The organism is Symbiobacterium thermophilum IAM 14863, assembly GCF_000009905.1.
Lineage (GTDB): Bacteria > Bacillota > Sulfobacillia > Symbiobacteriales > Symbiobacteriaceae > Symbiobacterium > Symbiobacterium thermophilum.
Genome location: NC_006177.1, coordinates 2,351,895 through 2,371,310 on the forward strand (window position 1 = coordinate 2,351,895; position 19,416 = coordinate 2,371,310).

A 19,416-nucleotide genomic window follows, 5' to 3' on the forward strand; every position below is an offset into this window, starting at 1 on the left:
CGGGGATGCAGGAGACGCCTGTCACGCGGACGCAGGCCCACCCGAGCGCGCGGTTCGGCTGGATCCTCCCCCTCCTGGTCATCGCCGCGCTCTACGCCCTCCCCTTCCTTCCCGGCCTCGGCCAGAACCGGTACCTGCTCTCGCTGCTCATCGGCGCCTTCGTCTTCGCCGTCTTTGCGATGTCCTTCGACCTGCTGCTCGGGTACACCGGCATCGTCTCGTTCGGTCATGCGCTCTTCTTCGGCGCCGGGACCTACGCCGCGGCGCTGCTGGCCAAGTACCACGGCGTCGGCTTCTGGGCGTCGCTGGCCCTGGCGCCGGCCATCGCGGCGGTGCTGGCCCTGGTGATCGGCGCCCTCTCGCTCCGGGTGCGGGGGGTCTACTTCGCGATGGTCAGCATGGCCTTCGCCGAGTTCTTCCGGGTGGCGGCGGAGAAGTTCAGCAGCGTCACCGGGGGCAGCGACGGCCTCAGCGTGCAGGTGGCGCCGGACTGGGCCTACGGCCCCCGCCACCGCATCGAGCTCTACCTGCTCACGCTGACGTTGGCGGCGGTGGTCTACCTGGCGCTGCGGCGCATCATCCACTCGCCCTTCGGTCGGGTCCTGGTGGCCATCCGGGAGAACGAGCAGCGAGCCGCCGCCATCGGCTACAACGTGTTTGCGTTCAAGCTGGGCGCCATCGTGCTGGCCGGCGCCGTCGCCGCCGTGGCCGGGGTGATGTACGCGGCCACCGAGAACTTCGTGGTGCCCACCGTTCTCTCCACCGAGACCACCATCAACGTGCTGCTCATGACCATCATCGGCGGCGCCGGCACCCTCGGCGGGCCGGCGCTGGGCGCCGGCGTGGTTCGGCTGGCGGGCACGCTGCTCTCCAGCTACACGGATCGCTGGCGGCTGGCGCTGGGGCTGCTCTACGCCCTGATCGTGCTCTTCCTGCCCCACGGCATCGCGGGCCTGGCCCGCAGCCTCCGGCGCATCGCTGCGGCCCGGGCCGGAGCCCGGGCGGAGGTGCGGGCGGCGCGCTAGGACAGCGCTGGGGCAGGTCCCGATGGGCCCCGGTCGGGTCGGGCGCGGCCGCCCGGAGACAGAGGAACCCGGACGCTGCTGTCAGCGTCCGGGTTCTTCGTCATCATGCTCACCGCCACTCGCCGGGGGCCACCTTGTCCAGCAGCCGCTTGATCACCGTCGCGGCCTCGGCACGGGTGGTCAGCTCCAGCGGGGCGAAGGTCGTCGCCGAACGTCCGGTCATCAGCCCCTCCGCGACCGCGTAGCGCACGCCGTCCTGTGCCCAGGAGGCGACGTCGTTCCAGTCGGCCAACAGGGCCAGCCGCTCCGCCACCTCACGGTCGATGGAGCCGGCCAGGTTCAGCCGGTCCGCCATGCGGCTCAGGACCACGGCCAGTTCCTGGCGGGTAACCGAGGCGTTGGGCCGGAACGTGCCGTCCGGGTACCCCATCATGATGCCGGAGCGGATGGCGCCGCCGATCTCGGGGGCCAGGGCGTCATAGGGCGAGATGTCGTAGTAGACCCGGGCAAACCGGTCATCCTCGCCCAGCTGCAGGGCCCGCACCAGGATGGCGGCCAGCTGCCCCCGGGTGATGGGCTGCTCCGGGGCAAACCGGGTCTGCGTGACGCCCCGCAGGACCTGGCGGGCGGCCATCTCGTGCACGATCCGGTGGGCCCAGTGCGTGGGCGGCACGTCGGTGAACCGGTGGTCGTAGGTCAGGAGCACCGTGCTCCCCGGCGCGGACTGGGCGACCTCGATCCGGTCGCCGTCCGGCGACAGCCGGCCGCCCAGGGGCTCCAGCTGCGTCCTGCCGGGCGCCTTGGCGAAGACCGCCGTCGTAGCGGCCTCGGTCTCGTTCGCCGCCCGGACGGGATGGCTCACCACCAGCGGGGCCGGCCAGGTCGTGAGAGACCGGGTCACACCGGACGCATCGACCCGGGCGAGGGAGACCGCCATCGGCTCACCCGCCAGCCGGTATCCGCCCACCCCCAGCCAGGGTTCCAGGTAGAGGGGGTCGATCTCTCCCTCCGTAATCGCCACCACCAGCCGCTCGCCCTGGGCGAGGCCGAGGTTGGCGATGAAGGTGGGCGTCAGCGTCACGCTGCCCAGGGGGGACTCCACCGTCACGCCGATCCCCCATCCGGCCGCCCGCTGCAGCGCCTGGGCCTCCAGCAGGGCGGCGCCGTACCGGTCGCTGTCCAGCCACACCGAGACCGTCGGAGTGCCGTGGGCGTCATCCGTCCCCTCGGCCAGGGCCGCGGCCACCGCGGCGCCCATGTCCAGATCCGAGACGCTCACCACCGCCGCCTGGTCGGGGGCTGCCCCGTCCGGCAGCGCAACCACCGCCCAGGACCGCTCCTGCGGCGTGGCCGGGCAGATCAGGCTGCCGTCGAACCCCACCTCGCAGCGACCGGTGGCTTCGGGTGCCTGCGTCCGGAAGGAGCTGATCAGCTCGGCGCCGGGGCCGTTGCTGCGGGTGGCCTGGATCCGGAAGGTGTACCGGGTCGCGGGCCGGAGTCCGGTCAGCGTCACCACGTGACGGTAGCCCCGGCCCGCGGGCCGGCTCAGCTCAGCACCGCCGTCGGGACGGTAGTAGACGATGACGTCCGCCGAGTCGTCGGTTTCGAACCGCAACGTGGCCCAGTCGGCGCCGGTCTCGACCTCGACCTCGCTGATCTGCATGGGCCCGGCCTCGCGGGTGAGGTTGATGGTGTAGACCCGCTTATCGCCGCTCTCCGCCAACACGGTGACGGTGATGCGATTGGTGCCGACCTTCAGGTCCTTGTTGCCCTCCACGGTCACCTTGGCCCACGCGTCGCCGGCCTGGTACTCCACGGCGACCTCCGTGACCTCATGGGGAACCGTCGCCGAGTAGGTCGTCCGGTCCGGCCGGAACTCGGGCTGCAGCCGGCCTGGGTTGATGGAGAGGTCCACCAGCTCGGCCACGGTGGACTTGGACCGCACGAAGGTGAGCAGGTAGGACTTGGAGATGCCGGTGACGGGCGAGTACACCTCCACCTCCACGGCGCCGCCGCTCTCCCCCAGGGTGATGGGCGGGGACAGCTTGCCGCTCTCGGCGTCGTGCCAGGTGTCCGGCGCATCCGCCCGACGGACCCGGATCCGGACGCCGTCATCCTGGGCGGTCGCCGTCACGTGCACCCGGGGCAGCCAGCCGGAGTACACCACCGTGTAGCCCAGCACCCGGGAGCTGAACTGCGGCGTCATGGTGCCGTCCGAGGGGACCAGGCTGCTCAGCCACAGGTTGTTGACGACCAGGTCGAACTGCAGCCGGCTCATATCCCCCTCGGGGTCGGTGGCCGTAACGGTGATCTTCGCCGTCCCGATCTTCCCGTCCACCGGCTTCAGCCGCAGCTTCCACTGGCCCGGGCCCGCCGGGGTGACGATGATGTGTTCCGCGTCGTTGGGCACCAGGCTGGGGTTCTCCGAATGGACGGTCAGCACGACGCGGGAAACGTCGGAGTCGACATCGGTGACCGTAATGAGGATCTCGTCGGACATCTGCCCGATCTCGGTGCCGATGGGCGGGATCGGGGCGATCACCGGCGGGTCGTTGACGGGCAGGATGTTGATGAAGAACTTCTGCCGGGGAGAGGTGTCCTCACCGCCGTTGGCCGTGCCGCCGTCGTCCACCAGCCAGATCTCCACCTCCGCCGTGCCGAACTTGTCCGGCGCGGGGGTGTAGATCAGGGTGCCGTCGGCCGTCACCTCCGGACCCTCGGCGAACAGCTCAGCCCCGGAGAGGACGTCCACCTCAAACCGCAGCTGCTGATGGTCCTCGTAGGGCCCCGGCGTGATGTCGGTGGCCCACCGGGCCACCCGCTGCGGGGGCGCGTCCTCCTCCACCGTCTGGTCCGGCCCCTTCACGAAGGAGGGCGGGTCGTTCACCGGCTCCACCGTCAGGCGGAAGAACCGGCTGGAGGAGTCCTGTCCATCCGAGATCGTGAGCGTGACGGTGGCGGTGCCCCAGCGGTCCTTGGCCGGGATCACGGAGACATCCGCCCTGCCGTTGCTCAGGATGACGGACATGCTGCCGTCCGGCAGGAGCTCCTTGTTGTCCGCGCTGATGGTGGCCGTCAGGTTGCTGAGGGGCGAGTCAACGTCCATGTAGGTCAGGGACATGCCCGTCAGCGACTGGTCCTCCAGGATCGTCCGGTGGGAGTAATTGAACTCGCTGAGCTCGGGCGGATCGTTGACCGGCCGGACCGTCAGCGGGATCCGGATGAGGTCCTCGGCGTTGTCATCGCGGCTGCGGGTGCGGATGTTGATGGTCGCCGTGCCGCTCTGGTCCTTCTCCGGTTCCACGACCAGCCGCCGCGACTTGCCCGTCCCCTCCAGCCGGACGCCGTTGGCCGCCAGCAGCCCCGGGTTGGCGGGATCGACGTCGAAGGTGAGGTCGATCTCCACCTCGCTCATCGGGGAGTCGGGATCATAGACCTCGACTTCGCGGACGAACCGCTCATCCTCATTGATGATGATCTCGGAGCCGAGGCCCAGGAGCCGGGGCGCGTCCGGCACGGAGATGACCACCACGTGAATCGGCGGATCGGAGCTGACGCTGGCGGCGCCGTCGCTCAGGGTCACCACCACGTTGGCCTCGCCGAACTGGTCCTCCGCCGGGGTGATGATCAGCTCACGCTGGGTGCCGGTACCCACAAAACGGAAGCTGGTGGGCGGCAGCAGGGTCGGGTTGTCGGAGACGGCCGTGAGGCTGAGCCGGTCCAGGGGCGTCTCGACGTCGAAGACCGCGAGGCTGACGCTGGCCGGCTGGTCCTCATATGTCTCCACACGTCCCGCGTACACCGTGAGTTCGGGCGGGTCGTTGATCTCCCGGACGTGCACCGTGAGCACGGCCGAGGCCACCTGCGCGGAGCCGCTCCGGACGACCAGGTTCACCGGGATCGGCCCGCTCCGGTCCTTCTGCGGGGTGACCTGGAGGCTGTAGGTGTCGATCCACCCTTCGCTCTTCACCAGGGTGGCGCGCACGGTGGCGTAGGGAGACGTGGCGTCCAGCTGGGTGCCGCCGGGCCCGTCCACGTCCTCGACCACGATCTCGAAGAAGGCCGTGGTGTCCTCGTCCATGGTGGCCGAGCTGGGCAGCCTGATCACGGGGGGATCGTCCACCGGGTCGACGATCAGCTCAAACGTCGTGCTGGCGGTGGCCTTGCCGGAGTCCTCCACGGTCATGGTGATCACGGTGGAACCGTACGCGTCCTTGAACGGGAGGATGTGGAGCACCCAGTTGGTGCCCGAGCCCTCCACCGTCAGGTACGGGCTGAAGGGCGGCACCACGTGGTCGTTGCTGGACGTGAAGTGGAAGGTGAAGCGGTCAAACGGGTCCGGATCATACAGGTAGAAGGGTATACTGAGCCGTACGTCCTCCTGCGTGCGCTGGGGCGACGCGATCGGGTTCAGGACGGGGGGATCGTTGACCGGGTTCACCGTCAGGGTCAGGTAGTGGGTGGTCGGCATGTCGTAGAGGTTCTTGCCCTCCACCACCACGACCACCTTGCCGAACTGGTCCGGCGCCGGCTCCAACTCCAGCCGGTACCGGCCCGGGGTCAGTTGGCTCAGGGTGATCCGGTTGTCGGGCAGGAGCGTCGTGTCCCGGGAGGTCGCGGTCACGCTCTGGATCTTGTCGGCCGGGGAAACCTCGAACTCGAAGACCGCCGTCCCGTCCTCGTCCACCACGGCCTGGTCCGGCAGGCCGGTGAACTTCAGCCGCTGGGCGATGCCCACCGTGAACGACTTGGTCACGGTCTTGTCGCCGTCGCTGGCCTGGACGACCACCTGCGTGCTGCCTTCCTGCCCGGCCCGGGGGATGAGCGTGATCCGCCAGTGCTCGGGGCCGATGTTCTGCGTCAGCACGTCCGCGATGAGCAGGGGGTTCAAGGCATTCGCCGTGACCGTGAGACCGCTCGCGGTGCTCTCCACGTCGGTCACGCGCACGGTGACGTCGATCTGGGTCACGCCGAGCTCACGGAACACGTCGGGGATGTCATCAATCACCGGCTCGTCGTTGACCGGGTCCACCGTCAGCACGAAGCGGTGCTCGGCGAACTCGCCCGCGCGGTCCACGACCTGGACCGTGATCTGGGCCTGGCCGTGCTCGTTGGGGCTCGGGTCCAGGACGACGTTCCAGTAGCCGGCGCTGATCTCCTCGATCGTAATGCGGCTGGAGGGCAGCAGCTTCGTGTTGCTGCTGAAGACGTGCAGGGTCAGCACATCGTTCTTGTCAGGATCGTCCGCCGTGACGTGGAACGTGTACGGCGTGTCCTCCTTCGTCGTCACCGACGGGGGCAGGGAGCCGGCGAACCGGGGCGGATCGTTCTTCGCCCGGACGTCGACCTTAAAGGTCGCCGTGGTCTGGGAGGTGCCGTCGGAGACCGAGACCGTGATGTTGGCGGTGCCGTTCTCGTCGGGCTCGGGCATCCACCGCACGGACACCCGGCCGGACCCCGCCGGATCCATCTCGATCGTGGGGCTGCCGCCAAACAGCCCGGGGTTGTCCGACGTGACCTCAATCTTCAGGTCCGCAAGCGGCGTGTCGGGATCCGAGACGATGAACTCGAACTGCAGTTCCTCGTCCTCGTCGATCGTGCGGTTGGGCAGCTTGGCGGGGTCGATGACCGGCGGCTCGTCCACGGCCGTCACCGTGACCGGGAACGTATGCGTCACCGCGGCCGCGCCGTCGCTTACGGTCACCGTGACGTTGGCCCTGCCGCTCCTGCCCGCCACCGGCAGGATGTTGAGCTGCCGGTTCGCGCCGGTGCCCGTGACGGCCACCGACAGCAGGTCGGGCGCGTCCGTGCTGACGTCGATGGTCAGATCGTCGCCGTCAGGGTCGCTCACCCAGATCTCCTGGCCGGCGTTCTGCAGGGCGGTGACACGGGACGGCGTCCCGATCCGCACCGGGATGGCCACCGCGGTGGACTCCGGGGTCTCCAGGTCGGCCACCTGGGCGATCAGCAGGGGCTCATCGTTCACCGGGGTGACCGTCAGCTGCACCTCGGCGTTCGTGTACAGGTTCTCCTCGTCCGTGGCGGTGAGGACGATGGTGCCCGTGCCGTGCGCATCCGGCACGGGGGTGATGGTCAGCACCCGGTTGGCCCCGGATCCGCTGACCTTGAGGCCGGCATCCGTCACCAGCCACGTGTCCTTGGAGTGCGCGATCACCTGCACCTTGGCGGGGTTCTCATCCTCCACCTGCAGGGGCAGCTGGTACGTACCGTCTTCCTCCATGATCACCGTGTCCTGGACATGGATCACGGGGGCGGCGTTGGACTGGGTCAGCACGATCTCGTAAGCGAAGTCAAAGTCGTCGTACCGCCGCCACTGGCCCGGCTGGTACTCCAGCAGGACGTTGCCGGGGCCTGCCGCAGGGTACTTGCGGTAGTGCCAATGGTACGTGGTCGGCTGGGCGGGGTTGCTCTCCCCCGCGGTGGTCACCACCAGGGCATACGAGGTGCCCTTGCTCAGCCGCTTCCCCTGTCGCGCCTGCAGGGGCACGTCAACCCACGTCGGGTCCGTCCCCGCACCCGAGGGCCGCAGCTGACCTTCAGCCAGGATGTCGGTCCCCAGAACGCTGCCGGACAGCGTGCGCACCTCCACCTTCAGGTCGGCGGTGTCGCCGGTCCACGACAGCGGGATGCTGACGCGCTCGACGGTGCCGGTGGCGTCGGCGGTGAAGATCTGCGCGCACGCGTACCCCTCGCGGCATTGCTGCGGAGCAGCCGACGGGTCGAACTGGCCCTGCCCCAGGGTCGCGCCCAGGGCCAGGGGAGACCACAAGTTAGTGAGCAGCAGCAGGGTCAGGGCAACTGCAATCGGTTTGAATCTCGACATGCCTCGTGATCCTCCCGCGTTCCCCCACCTCACGCCCGGACGTCGGGCGGCATGTGCGCAGGGGTTGAACAAGTATTACCTAAAACTTGTTCTCGCGAAAGGGACTGTTTTCCTTTCGGGATTGCCGCGCGCCGCGCGGCACCGGGGAATACTGAGCGGGAGGTGAGACGCCATGGGCAAGTGCACGGACGGGCCCCGGGTGGGCCTGGCCCTGGGCGGCGGCGGCGCCAGGGGGGCCGCCCACGTGGGCGTGCTGCGGGCGCTGGAGCGGGCCGGCATCCCGATCGCCTGCATCGCCGGCACGTCCTCCGGCGCCATGGTGGGGGCCGCGTATGCCGCCGGCCTCTCCCCCGACCAGATCGAGCGGGTCTTCGCCTCGGTGCGGTTCCGGGACCTGTTCCGGCCGGTCTGGGCCCGGGACGGGTGGCTGGACAACTCCCCCCTCGCCGACACCTTCGAGCGGGAAGCCGGGCGGTTGAACGCCGAGGACCTCCGCATCCCCTTCGCCGCCACCGCCACCGATGCGGACACCGGCGAACCGGTGACGCTGCAGTGCGGTCCCCTCGGCCCGATCCTGCGCGCCACCACGGCGATGCCCTGCATCGTGCGTCCGGTACACCTGGACGGAAGGCGGCTGGTGGACGGCGGCGTGGTCCACAAGGTCCCCGTGCAGCTGGCCCGGGCGATGGGCGCGGACATCGTCGTCGCCGTGGACCTCTCCTTCCCCTATCCCTGGAGACGAAAAAAGGCCAGGCATCCCCTGGTCTTCCTCATGCGCATGCTGGAGATCATGGAGCAGCACCTGGTCGCCGCGCAGCTGGACGGCGCGGATGTGGTCATCCGCCCATGGGCCGACTGCGGCACCTTCGAGTTCCACCGGTACCGGGCCCAGATCCTGAGCGGCGAGGCCGCAGCCGCGAAGGCGATCCCCGCCATCCTGGCCTGCCTGGACCGCTTTGCCGCCGCGGGCCGTCCGATCCCCGCCCCTGCCACCGACCACGCCCCTGCCACCGACCACGCCCCTGCCACCGACCACGCCCCGGCCGCCGGCCGGGAGACGCGGCCGTCCACCGGGGCTGCGGCCGAGGCCCGTCCGGCTCTGACTCCCGCCCCCGTCGCGCCCGCGGCGCACCCCGCGCCGGCGCCCCGGCCGGGACTGCTGCCCCTGCCGGCTCCCGGACAGACTCAGGCCTCCGCCCCGTAGCTCCGGCGGCCGTACTGGTCGGGAATCCAGCCCCAGCCCCAGATGGGCGTCGGCTGCTGCGGCACGTGCCCCAACACCTCCAGCGGGTCGAGGTTGGAGGCCAGCACCTGGCAGTGGTGCTCCCAGTTCGCGCCGAAGTCGAAGATGTAGGTAAACCGGTCCCCGCGCTTAACCTGGGACGCGACCCGGACCGTATCGTAGTCGACCACCCGGGGGTCCTCGTCGTCCGGGATGCCGAAACAGCGTCCGTCGGGGAAGCGGAACTCGTGCAGATGGCTCAGGTCCCAGCGGGCGAAGCCCAGGTCGATCGCGGTGGCCAGGTCCAGGAACGTGTGCGAGGGACCGACCAGGAAGATGCGGCCCGGCTGGGGCGCGAAGTGGAGGCCGGCGCCGGAGACCAGGTCCACACGAACGGTAAACCACCCTCGAACAGCCAACTCTGTGCCCCCTCTGCGTGTGCGGCGTCGTGCATGGCACTACTGCTTCGCACAGTGCCGGGCGAAGTCCTGCACGTCGCGGGCGCGCCGGACGCGAAAATCCAAGTAACTGCAGAAGAATGGCCCAGTCGGTCAGAACGGCCGACTGGGCCACTCCCTTGTGTGCCCATCCACGCTAGGCCGGCTCCGCCGCATCGGGACGGTCCGCTGCCAGCCACCGGCGCACCAGGACAAACCCCAGCAGGTGGCACAGGTACCCGGCGGCCAGTAGGGTGTTGATCAGCGAGCTGGCGTTGTCGCCGAGGGCGATCGTCCCGTTGGTAGTCCCGACCATGTAGTAGAAGGCCGCGTAGAGCAGGATCGTGCCCAGCGGCACCCACAGGGCGTGGGAGCCGTCCCCCTTGCGGGACATGAGCCAGACCGGACCTCCCAGCAGGACGGCGCCGCTGGGGATGGCCGTCATCCACAGCAGCGGCATCTGCCACACCGCGCCGGTGACGTTCCCGTAGTGGGCGGCGAGGGCGTAGCCCAGGATGCCCACCATGCCGTAGGCGACGAAGTAGGGCGTGAGCCGCCGCCGCCCGTCGATCAGCGCCAGGAAACCGGTAGCGTAGAGCAGGCCGGCCAGCAGGGCCATCGCGCCGACGAACGGGTCCAGGGCCAGCTCCGCCTTGCGGCCCACCAGAAAGACCACGATCAGGGAGACCATCGAGCCGCTCAGAAAGGCACCGTGGTGCAGCTTCACGCAGCGGCCGCAGGCATGGTGCAGAATCCAGAGGAACAGCAGGAAACCGAAGGCCATCGCCATGCTGTCCATGTACTGCAGGAAACCGCCGCCGCCACCGCCTGGCATCAGCTGCGCCCCCCTTTCGCCGCCGTTTCAGGCGGCCGGGCAGCGATGCGCCAGCGCACCCCGTCCGCCAGCCACTCGCCCGGCGGACGGCCGAGCCGCGCCGAGAGCAGGAGCCCGGCGCCGGCCAGCATCAACAGGCCTCCCGTGATGGCCAGCGGCTTCGCCATGAGCAGCGCGTAGTTGACCCCGTCGAAGACGTGCGTCCACCCTACCCCCCACGGGGAGATCGCCGTGAACAGGCCGGCCACCATCAGGGCCAACCCGCCGGGCGTACTGTGCGGTCCGGTCCGGCCCAGGGGCCGCTTCCAGTCCACCTTGTCGCGGATGCCCGGGAGCTGGGTGATGACCATGTAAAGGAAGGTCACCATCGTGATGGAGAAGCGCACGTTGGTCGGCGCCGCGCTGCCCCGGATCATCACCGAGTACCGCATGCGGATGAAGGTGATGACCAGGCTGAAGGCCATCAGGCCGATCGCCGTACACACGGCCCAGCGCTCGCCGCGGAACATGGCATAAATCAGGATGACGAAGACGAAGCCGACTGGGCCTGGGCGGCACCGCTGTGCACGGGCTGACCACCGGCGCCAGCCGCCGCCACCGGCTCCTGCCCGACCGGGAGACGCTGCGCGACGCGGGCATCGAGCTCCTGAGCTACGTCGGGCTGGTGGGCGACCAGGGCGTCCTGGGCTTCCCGGGCCTGCAGTGGCCGACCGCCTGGCGGCGGGAGGTCGAGCGGGCCGTGGGCTTCCGCGGCTTCCCGCCGGAGGGCAAGTATCTGGCCACCCAGCGGCTCCTGTCGTACCCCCTCTGGGTTCTGGTCTCCCTCGTCGTAGTAGCCACCGGGCTGCTCAAAGCGATGCGCTACGCTTACCCGCTGCCCGCCGCGGTGGTGCGCTGGTCCACGACCCTGCACGACTGGGCGTTCATCGCCACCATCGTGCTGCTCGCCATCCACGTGGCGGCGGTGACGGTCGTGCGCTCCAACTGGCCGCTCCTGCGCTCCATGTTCACCGGGACGGTGAGCCTGGAGCACGTGCGGGCGGTGCACGGCCGCTGGTACCTGGAGCTGCTGCGGGAGATGGAGGCGAACACGGCGGCCGGGTCGGCGCCGACGGAGGCAGCATCGGCTCCGGCCGCGGCAGGATCCATTCCGGCAACCGCAGGGCCGACTCCGGCCTCCGCAGGACCGGCTCCGGCGGGGGCAGGTGACGTCCCGCGGCCGGACCACACCGACCGGGGCGGAAAGGAGGCGCCGCGGTGACCCAGCGGGAGCGGCTGCAGGCCCTGTGCCAGGCCGCGCTGGCGGCCGCGGCCGGGCTGCAGGCCATGCTGGGCGGTGCGGAGATCGTGCTGGAGGACGGGCCCCGTGAGGTCGGACGCTGTGGTGTCGGGTCCCGTGGGGTCGCGCCCCGTGGGGACAGCCTCCGCGGGGCCAGCCTGGCGGAGGCTGTCCTACACCTCGCCCGATCCGCCGCGGCCCACCTCCCGGGCCGGCATGCTGCGTCGCCGGCTGAGGAGGCCGGGCACCCACCTGCTCAGTCGGCGCACCGGCTTGTGGAGACAGTGCACCTGCCTCCGAAGGCTGCGCGCCAGCCCGTGGAGGCGGCGCCCCCGCCTTCGGAGGCTGCACACCGGCCCGGGGAGGCGGCGCACCTGCCTTCGGAGGCTGCACACCGGCCCGGGGAGGCGGCGCACCTGCCTTCGGAGGCTGCACACCGGCCCGTGGTGGCGGCACACCCACCCGCGAAAGCGGCACACCCGCCTGCGGAGGGTGCGCACCCGCCGGCGGAGGCGGCCCCGGCCGGGCAGAAGGGTCCGGCCCTGACGCTGGCCATCTACCCCGCGCCGGAGCTGGCGCCCCTGGCCGCCGCTTTGGGACTGGATGGCGAGCCGCTGGCCCCGGACGGCGACCACGCGGCCGATGCGACCACCCGGGAGCTGGCCTGGCTTCCGCTTCTGCCCGGCTGGTCCACTTACCGCACGTTTCCCGGCAGCCGCCTGCTGGCCGTAGCCGGTTACCGGCGGGCGGCCCTGGTGGCGTTCGAGGCCGCCGGCCGCCCCGCACCGATGGGGCGTCCGCCGGAGAGTCACTGGCAGGCGCAGATGTGGGCTCCGCTGGGGTGCGACGCCCTGGCCGCTGCCCTGGCCCCGACGGAGCGAGGCCCTCTCTTCATGGAGGCGCCCGCCCGGCTGCGGGACGCCATCCGGACGGGCCGCGTCCGGCGGGCGCTTCTGGGCGGCGCGGACCTGGCGTGGGCGCTGGAACAGCCCGGCGCCCGCGCGGTCCGGCCCCTCACCGGACCCGGTCTCGACTGGATGCCGGTCTGGGGCCTCTTCAGCCGCGGCGTCCGACCCAACCTGCCCGACCCGCCCCCTGAACTGGACGCTCACCTGGTGCTGGTACCCGCTGAGGCGGTCCCGGGCCTCACGGGCTGGCTGGAGGGGGCGGTGGTCACGTGACGGGCGCATGGACGGGGCTGACCCGGGGCGGGCCGGTGGACGCGGTGGTGCTGGCCGCCGGGGAATCCCGGCGCATGGGCCGCCCCAAGATGCTGCTCCCCTGGGACGGCGGGACGGTACTGGAAGCGGTGGTCCGGTCGCTGCTGGCGGCTCCCGTGCGGCGCGTCGCGGTCGTGCTGGGCCACCGCGCCTCCGAGCACCGGGCCGCCCTTCGCCAACTTGCACGGGAGAGCCGGGTTCTTGTCGTGGAAAACCCCCGCTACCGGGAAGGGATGCTGACCTCGGCTCAGTGCGGCGTGGCTGTACTACTTCGGAAGATACCCTGGGGCATGGCCGCCTTGAGCCGGGAAGAAACGCGGGTCGCAACGGCGCTGCTCCCGGAGGAAACCAGGGATGGGACAGCGCCACTTCGGGAGCAAACCCGGAACGGGGCAGTGCTGCTCCGGGAGGAACCTCGGGACGGGGCAGAGCCGCGTCGGGAGGAATCCCGGAATGGCACAACGCTGCTCCGGGAGGAAACCCGGAACAGGGCAGTGCTGCTCCGGGAGGAAACTCAGGACGGGCAAGCGCTGCTCCGGGAGGAAACTTGGGACGGGGCAGGGCTTCTCCGGGAGGAAACTCGGGACGGGGCAGCGCTGTTCCGGGAGGAAACTCGGGACGGGGCAGGGCTTCTCCGGGAGGAAACTCAGGACGGGCAAGCGCTGCTCCGGGAGGAAACTCGGGACGGGGCAGGGTTGCGTCGGGAGCAGGCCTGAGGCGTGGCGGCGTTGCATTTGACGGAAGCTCGGGCCCGGGACGGCGCCACGGCCGTCCAGACTGGCTCGGCGCCCGCGGAGACGAACCGAGGCGCCGACCCGGCGGTCGTGCTGATCGCCCTGGGCGATCAGCCGCTGATCACGCCGGCCGTCGTCGCGTCCATCCTGACCGGTCACCGGGGCGGCCTCACGGTACCGACGTGCGCCGAGCGACGTGGCCACCCCTTCTGCGTGGACCGCAGCCTACTGGACGACCTCCTGACGCTGCCGCCCGAGGCGGGGCTTCGGGAGCTGTTCCTGCGCCACCCCGGGAGGGTGACGCTGGTGCCGGTGGCTACCGACGCGATCCTCCGGGACATCGACACGCCCTCGGCCTACCGCCGGGCCCTGGCAGAGCGGGCGGGAGAGGCGCAGGCGTGTCGTCCCTGAACCCCCTGGCACCAAAGCGGCCGATCTGCCGTATGCGGAACGCCTGAACCCGCGGCGGCCGAAGAGAGGAGCGTGCGCCACATGTCGTACCTGAACGCGCTGGCACAGGAGATCGCCGCCGAACGCCCGGTGGCCGTCGCGAAGGTGGTCGAGGGCCCGTGGGCGGGATGCGCCGTGGTCGCAGGACCGGGCGGGATCCATTACGTCGATCCCCGGCTCCAGGCGGCGCCGGAAGGGCTGGCGGAGGGGATGGCCGAGCTCGCCGCCGGCCTGCTCGTCCGGGGGGAGTCGGGCTGCCATCGGCTGCGCCTGCCGGCGGGCAGCGTGCGGGTGTACGTGGAGTCCCACCTGCCGCCGCCGGTGCTGCTGGTGGTGGGCGCCGGGCACGTGGGCCGGGAGGTGGCCAGGGCGGGCGCCCTGGCGGGCTTCCAGGTCTGGGTGGTGGACGATCGGCGGGAGTACGCCCACCCGGCCCACTTCCCCACCGCCTACCGGGTGATCTGCGTCCCGCTCCCAGAGGAGCTGGCCGCGCTCGCGCCGGGGGAGCGGCACCACGTGGTGCTGGTCACCCGGGGCCACGCCCAGGACGCGGCCTGCCTGGCGGCGCTGGCCGGGGCGCCCGTGCCCTACGTCGGCATGATCGGCAGCCGAAAGCGGGTAGGGGCCGTGTTCGACGCCCTGCGGGCCGGGGGCGTGGACGAGGAGTGGTTGGGCCGCGTCCGTGCGCCCATCGGGCTGGACATCGGGGCGCGGACCCCCGGCGAGATCGCCATTGCCGTCGTCGCCGAGGTGATCGCCACCCGGCGGGGAGGCACCGGCAAGCCGCTCTCCGCCCTGGACAGGCCCCTCATCCACCTGAGCCGGAGGTGACGGACGTGGACGATCCCATTCTGCTCCTGCGGGCATCGCTGGCGGCGGGGGAGCGCGTGGCCCTGGCGACCGTGGTGCACACCCGCGGCCACTGCCCCCGGGAGGTGGGGGCGAAGATGCTGGTCTGGCGGGACGGCCGTACCGCCGGGTCCATCGGCGGCGGCTGCGGCGAGAACCGGATCCGCCTCGCCGCCCTCACCGCCCTGGACGAGGGGCGCCCAACCCTGGAGCAGGTCGACCTGCTGGACGACCCCTCCCTCCCCGACGGCGCCGTCTGTGGCGGGGTGATGGAGGTGCTGATCGAACCGTTTGGCTGCTGAGGCGCCCCGGCCCCTGGCGCCGCGGCGGCGCCCGAAGCCGGGGCGCAGGTCCGGGCCGGGTCCCCCCGTGGGGGCCCGGTTTCCGCGTGATGGCCCGGGGTGGACGACGTCGGTTGTGGGGTGCTCTACGCACATGGTGAAGAGCACGGTGCACGCCCAGACCTGCGACCGCCTCCACTGTGGTTCTGGGCGGAATGCGGGCACGGACCCGTCCTGCAGCTGGCCCCGGCAGACTATGGTCAACGTCAGGTCAGTAGCCTAACATACAAGGTGGGTAATTATTTGCCACCATTGAGGAAAGAAGGCTGCCCCGTGCCCCGCATCCAGAGAGGAACCCGTGAGTACCAGCTCGTCACCCTGGCCCTGTTTCTCAGCGCCCTCTCGATCTACGCCAGCCTGTACGTGACCCAGCCCATCCTGCCCCTCCTGTCCGCGGACTTCGGCATCATCCCGGCGCAGGCCAGCCTGTCGGTGTCCACCGCGACCATCAGCATGGCGATCTCCCAGATGCTGGTCGGCCCCGTGGCCGACTCCCTGGGCCGCAAGCCGATCATGACCGTGGCCGTGCTGGCCACGGGCGTGATCGGCCTTGTCGCGTCCCGCACGGTCGCCTTCGGCCCGTTCCTCTTCACCCGCTTCCTCCAGGGCCTGGTGATGGCCGGGCTGCCCGCCACGGCCATGGCGTACCTGGCCGAGGAGATCGACCCCCAGCACTTGGGGGCGGCAATGGGGCTTTACATCTCCGGCAACTCGCTGGGTGGCCTCGGCGGCCGCATCATCTCCGGCTCCGTCGCCGAGTTCTGGGGCTGGCGCGGGGCCGTCGCCGCGATCGGTGTGGTCAGCCTGGTCTGCGCGCTCTGGTTCGCCCGTGCGCTGCCGCCGTCGCGGAACTTCCGGGCGCAACCGCTGCAGCTCCGGCGGCTGGTCCACTCCCTCTTCGGCGCCGTTCGCGACCCGCTGCTGCGGGCTCTCTACTTGGTGGGTTTCATGGCCATGGGCTCCTTCGTGGCCCTGTACAACTACGTCAGCTACCACCTGATGGCCCCGCCTTACAGTCTGAGCGCGGCGCTGATGGGCTGGATCTTCCTCCTCTACCTGGCCGGCACCTTCAGCTCCGCCCTGATGGGCCGGCTCTCCGACCAGTACGGCCGCGCCCCGATGCTCGCTCTCAGCCTCGGCATCGAACTGGCCGGAGCGGCGATCGCGCTGGCCGGTCCGCTGCTCGTCAAGATCGGCGGCATCGCGGTTTTCACCTTCGGCTTCTTCGGCGCCCACTCCATCGCCAGCAGCTGGGTGGGCCAGCGCGCCCGGCACGACAAGGGCGCGGCGTCGGCCCTCTACCTCTTCACTTATTACATGGGCGCCAGCATCGCCGGTACGGTGGCCGGCTTGTTCTGGATGCGCTTCGGCTGGCCAGGTGTGGTGGGGTTCATCGCCTGTCTGCTGGCGACGGCGGTGGGGCTCGCCGCCCTGGCCCGGAAGCTGTCAGCCGGGACGGAAACGGTCTCCACGATCGACTGATCTTACCGACACGAACCCCGCCGTACGTCCGCTCGCTGCTCGCCTGTACACCGTCGGTTCGCCGCACATTTCGCGCGCTGCCTGACGGCACACCTGTGGTTCGAGGCGGAATGTGCACCAAGCCTACCCGGTTCCCTGCACATTCCGCCCGCTGCCCCCTCGGCTCACCCACGGTTCGAGGCGAAATGTACACCAGGCCTACACGGTTCCCTGCACATTCCGCCCGCTGCCCCCTCGGCTCACCCACGGTTCGAGGCGAAATGTACACCAGGCCTACCCGGTTCCCTGTACGTTCCGCCCGCTGCCCCCTCGGCTCACCCACGGTTCGAGGCGAAATGCACACCAGACCCGCCTGGCTCACTGCACATTCCGCCCGCTGCCCGCCCGCTCACCCACGGTTCGAGGCGGAATGTGCACCAAGCCTACCCGGTTCCCTGCACATTCCGCCCGCTGCCCCCTCGGCTCACCCACGGTTCGAGGCGAAATGTACACCAGACCCGCCTGGCTCACTGCACATTCCGCCCGCTGGTCCCCCGGCTCACCCACGTTCGAGGCGGAATGTGCACCGGGCCTACCCAGTTCCCTGCACATTCCGCGCGCTGCCCGCCCGCTCACCCACGGTTCGAGGCGGAATGTGCACCAGGCCTGCCCCGCTCACTGCACATTCCGCAGCAACAACCATACGTCCGGGGCTCCGCAACCGGCGGAGCCCCGGACCCATCTATGTGAACCTCTCCCGCAGCGGGGCTCACGCGCGGATCTCCCGCCGCATGAAGAGGATGTAGGAAACGGCGAAGCACACCGCCGTCAGGGCCACCAGCCCCACGGCATGGGGCCAGATCAGCATGATCGACTGGTCCACCGACAACACGCCCTCCAGCGCCCCCAGCACCTGCTCCAGCGTCACCGCGCCGAGCGTCCGCACCTTGGGCGTAAGCAGCGTCACCGTCGCCTCGGAGTACAGGTACCCCGGAGACAGCCGCATGAGCCAGAGCCCCAGCCCCACCGGATCGTCCCCCGCGGCCACGTTGACGATCAGGTCCCAGAAGACGTTGAAGAACAGCCAGACCGCGATGGAGGCCAAGGCCGACGTGGCGGCGTTCTGGAAGACCACCGAGAACAGAATCGCCAGGGCCAGCCAGAACGCCACGTAGATGATGGTGAGCACGCCGTAGGCCACCAGCCGGAGCAGCTCATCGCCGGTGGGCGGCACGCCGAGCATGATGAGGCCCAGGCCGCCGACGCCGAGCAGCAGGGCGACGAAGGTGATGGTGACGCTCAGCAGGCCGGCCAGGAACTTGCCGTTGATCACCGCATCCCGGTGGATCGGCTGGGCCAGCACCCGGCTCAGGGTCCGCCGGTTCTGCTCGCCGCAGATCGCATCAAACCCGAGGGCGATGCCCAGCAGCGGCGCCAGGAACGCCATGAACCAGGTCAGCGGGGGCAGCTGGGTGCTGCCGCCGGTGAAGAGCCGGAGGAACACGAAGCTGGGCGTGGCCGCCGTAGCCCCCACAACGCTCCGGATCGTCTGTGCGGCCGTGTACAGCGACCCGATGCCGGTGACCATGAGCAGCAGCACCAGGATCACCATGCGCCAGCCGCTCACGTGGTCCGCGAACTCCTTGCGCACCACCGCGGCCAGGCCGCCGCGCGGGGACGGTTCAGCCGCCTTCGCCTCCACCGACCGGGCCCTGAGCCGCTCCAGCCAGACCTTAGGCTGCACCTTCGGTAGAACGGCCACCGGTCTCACCTCCGTCGGCGAAGTAGCGCCGGTAGATGTCGTCCAGGCTGCGGCCCGCCTGGCTCAGGTGCAGCACGGCGGCGCCGTGGGAGGCGACCGCCCGCGTCACCTCAGCCCGCAGATCCTTCCGGCAGACCAGCGCCAGCCGGACGGACTCGCCCGAGCCGCCCAACCGCTGCAGTTCCGCAACCCCGTCCAGCTGCTCCAGGGCCGTGAGCAGCCCGTTCGAGCAGGGGGCGAGCTCCAGCTCCAGCCGCAGGGGCTCCCCGGCCAGGGCCTGGTCGGCCAGCTCATCCACCCGGCCGCAGGCGATCATCTGGCCCTTCACGAAGATCGCCACCCGGTCACAAACCTCCTGCACCTGGTACAGCAGGTGGGAGGAGAGCATGACCGTCATGCCCTCGTCGGCCAGCTGCCGGATAAGCTCCAGGAAGGCCCGGGCGCCCTCGGGGTCCAGGCCGAGGGTCGGCTCGTCCATGATCACCACCCGGGGCCGCTTCAGCAGCACGTCGGCCACCCCGAGCCGCTGCCGCATGCCCCGGGAGTAGGCGCCCACCCGGGTATCCGCGGCGTGGGCAAGCCCCACCCGGGTCAGCAGCCGGTCGATCTCCGCGGCCGCCTCCCGCCGGGGGATGCCGTTCAGTTCGGCTGTGTACATGAGGTTCTGCCGGCCGGTCATGTCGTCGTAGAACCCCACGTTGTCGGGCAGGTAACCGGTCACCCGCTTGACGGCGATGGGGTCCCGCACCGGGTCGTGGCCCAGCACCCGGATCCAGCCCTCGGTGGGTTCGGTGAGCCCCAGGAGCATCAGGATGGTGGTCGTCTTGCCCGCGCCGTTGGGCCCGAGCAGGCCGAACACCTCACCGGCCTGCACCTCCAGGTCCAGGCCGTCCACCGCCGTGAACTCGCCATAGCGCTTCACCAGGCCGCGGGTCTCTATCACGGTCTCCGCCACCG

Annotated in this window: 15 protein-coding genes; 9 read left to right on the forward strand and 6 right to left on the reverse strand. The window is 70.6% G+C overall.

Annotation, left to right across the window (positions count from 1 at the left end; translation table 11 throughout):
• Nucleotides 1-5: 5 nt before the first annotated feature.
• Nucleotides 6-1,025 (forward strand): branched-chain amino acid ABC transporter permease, encoded by a 1,020-nt coding sequence (locus tag STH_RS10995; RefSeq protein ID WP_011196321.1) that lies wholly within the window; start codon nt 6-8, stop codon nt 1,023-1,025.
• A 109-nt stretch (nt 1,026-1,134) separates the two neighbouring features.
• Here STH_RS10995 and STH_RS11000 read toward each other — a convergent pair whose 3' ends face one another.
• Nucleotides 1,135-7,869, reverse strand: coding sequence for an Ig-like domain-containing protein (locus tag STH_RS11000; RefSeq protein WP_011196322.1), 6,735 nt, complete (start codon nt 7,867-7,869; stop codon nt 1,135-1,137).
• 172 nt (nt 7,870-8,041) lie between these two features.
• Between STH_RS11000 and STH_RS11005 the strand changes: the two genes are divergently transcribed.
• Entirely contained in the window at nt 8,042-9,073 is a 1,032-nt protein-coding gene (locus STH_RS11005; RefSeq protein ID WP_011196323.1) for a patatin-like phospholipase family protein, read from the forward strand.
• Here STH_RS11005 and STH_RS11010 read toward each other — a convergent pair.
• The 3 genes from STH_RS11010 to STH_RS11020 form a co-directional block, all read right to left on the reverse strand.
• Entirely contained in the window at nt 9,055-9,510 is a 456-nt protein-coding gene (locus STH_RS11010; protein WP_011196324.1) for an IS1096 element passenger TnpR family protein, read from the reverse strand. The genes STH_RS11005 and STH_RS11010 overlap by 19 nt on opposite strands.
• 175 nt (nt 9,511-9,685) lie before the next feature.
• Complete coding sequence (locus tag STH_RS11015; RefSeq protein WP_011196325.1) at nt 9,686-10,363, reverse strand: hypothetical protein; 678 nt, start codon at nt 10,361-10,363, stop codon at nt 9,686-9,688.
• A complete protein-coding gene (locus tag STH_RS11020; protein WP_043713932.1) occupies nt 10,363-10,872 on the reverse strand; it encodes a hypothetical protein in 510 nt (169 codons plus the stop codon). The genes STH_RS11015 and STH_RS11020 overlap by 1 nt, the downstream gene beginning before the upstream one ends.
• A gap of 53 nt (nt 10,873-10,925) precedes the next feature.
• On the opposite strand from STH_RS11020, the gene STH_RS11025 reads away from it, so the two are divergent.
• From STH_RS11025 to STH_RS11055, 7 genes are all read left to right on the forward strand, one after another.
• The gene (locus STH_RS11025) at nt 10,926-11,624 is read left to right on the forward strand and encodes a cytochrome b/b6 domain-containing protein (RefSeq protein ID WP_011196327.1); all 699 of its coding nucleotides are present in this window, start codon (nt 10,926-10,928) and stop codon (nt 11,622-11,624) included.
• Nucleotides 11,621-12,823: a hypothetical protein gene (locus tag STH_RS11030; RefSeq protein ID WP_011196328.1), complete on the forward strand. Its 1,203-nt coding sequence runs from the start codon at nt 11,621-11,623 to the stop codon at nt 12,821-12,823. The genes STH_RS11025 and STH_RS11030 overlap by 4 nt, the downstream gene beginning before the upstream one ends.
• Nucleotides 12,820-13,578: a nucleotidyltransferase family protein gene (locus tag STH_RS17350; RefSeq protein WP_050742245.1), complete on the forward strand. Its 759-nt coding sequence runs from the start codon at nt 12,820-12,822 to the stop codon at nt 13,576-13,578. Before STH_RS11030 ends, STH_RS17350 begins: the two co-directional genes overlap by 4 nt.
• Before the next feature lie 3 nt (nt 13,579-13,581).
• On the forward strand, nt 13,582-14,007 hold the full coding sequence (locus STH_RS11040) for a nucleotidyltransferase family protein (RefSeq protein WP_011196330.1): 426 nt from the start codon (nt 13,582-13,584) through the stop codon (nt 14,005-14,007).
• A gap of 81 nt (nt 14,008-14,088) precedes the next feature.
• The gene (locus STH_RS11045) at nt 14,089-14,877 is read left to right on the forward strand and encodes an XdhC family protein (RefSeq protein ID WP_050742246.1); all 789 of its coding nucleotides are present in this window, start codon (nt 14,089-14,091) and stop codon (nt 14,875-14,877) included.
• A gap of 5 nt (nt 14,878-14,882) precedes the next feature.
• The gene (locus STH_RS11050; RefSeq protein WP_050742247.1) at nt 14,883-15,197 is read left to right on the forward strand and encodes an XdhC family protein; all 315 of its coding nucleotides are present in this window, start codon (nt 14,883-14,885) and stop codon (nt 15,195-15,197) included.
• 312 nt (nt 15,198-15,509) lie between these two features.
• Entirely contained in the window at nt 15,510-16,718 is a 1,209-nt protein-coding gene (locus STH_RS11055) for an MFS transporter (RefSeq protein ID WP_011196333.1), read from the forward strand.
• A 748-nt stretch (nt 16,719-17,466) separates the two neighbouring features.
• Here the strand turns inward: STH_RS11055 and STH_RS11060 are convergent.
• Nucleotides 17,467-18,459 (reverse strand): ABC transporter permease subunit, encoded by a 993-nt coding sequence (locus STH_RS11060; RefSeq protein ID WP_043713933.1) that lies wholly within the window; start codon nt 18,457-18,459, stop codon nt 17,467-17,469.
• Nucleotides 18,431-19,414: an ABC transporter ATP-binding protein gene (locus STH_RS11065; protein WP_148205564.1), complete on the reverse strand. Its 984-nt coding sequence runs from the start codon at nt 19,412-19,414 to the stop codon at nt 18,431-18,433. Before STH_RS11065 ends, STH_RS11060 begins: the two co-directional genes overlap by 29 nt.
• Nucleotides 19,415-19,416: the final 2 nt, after the last annotated feature.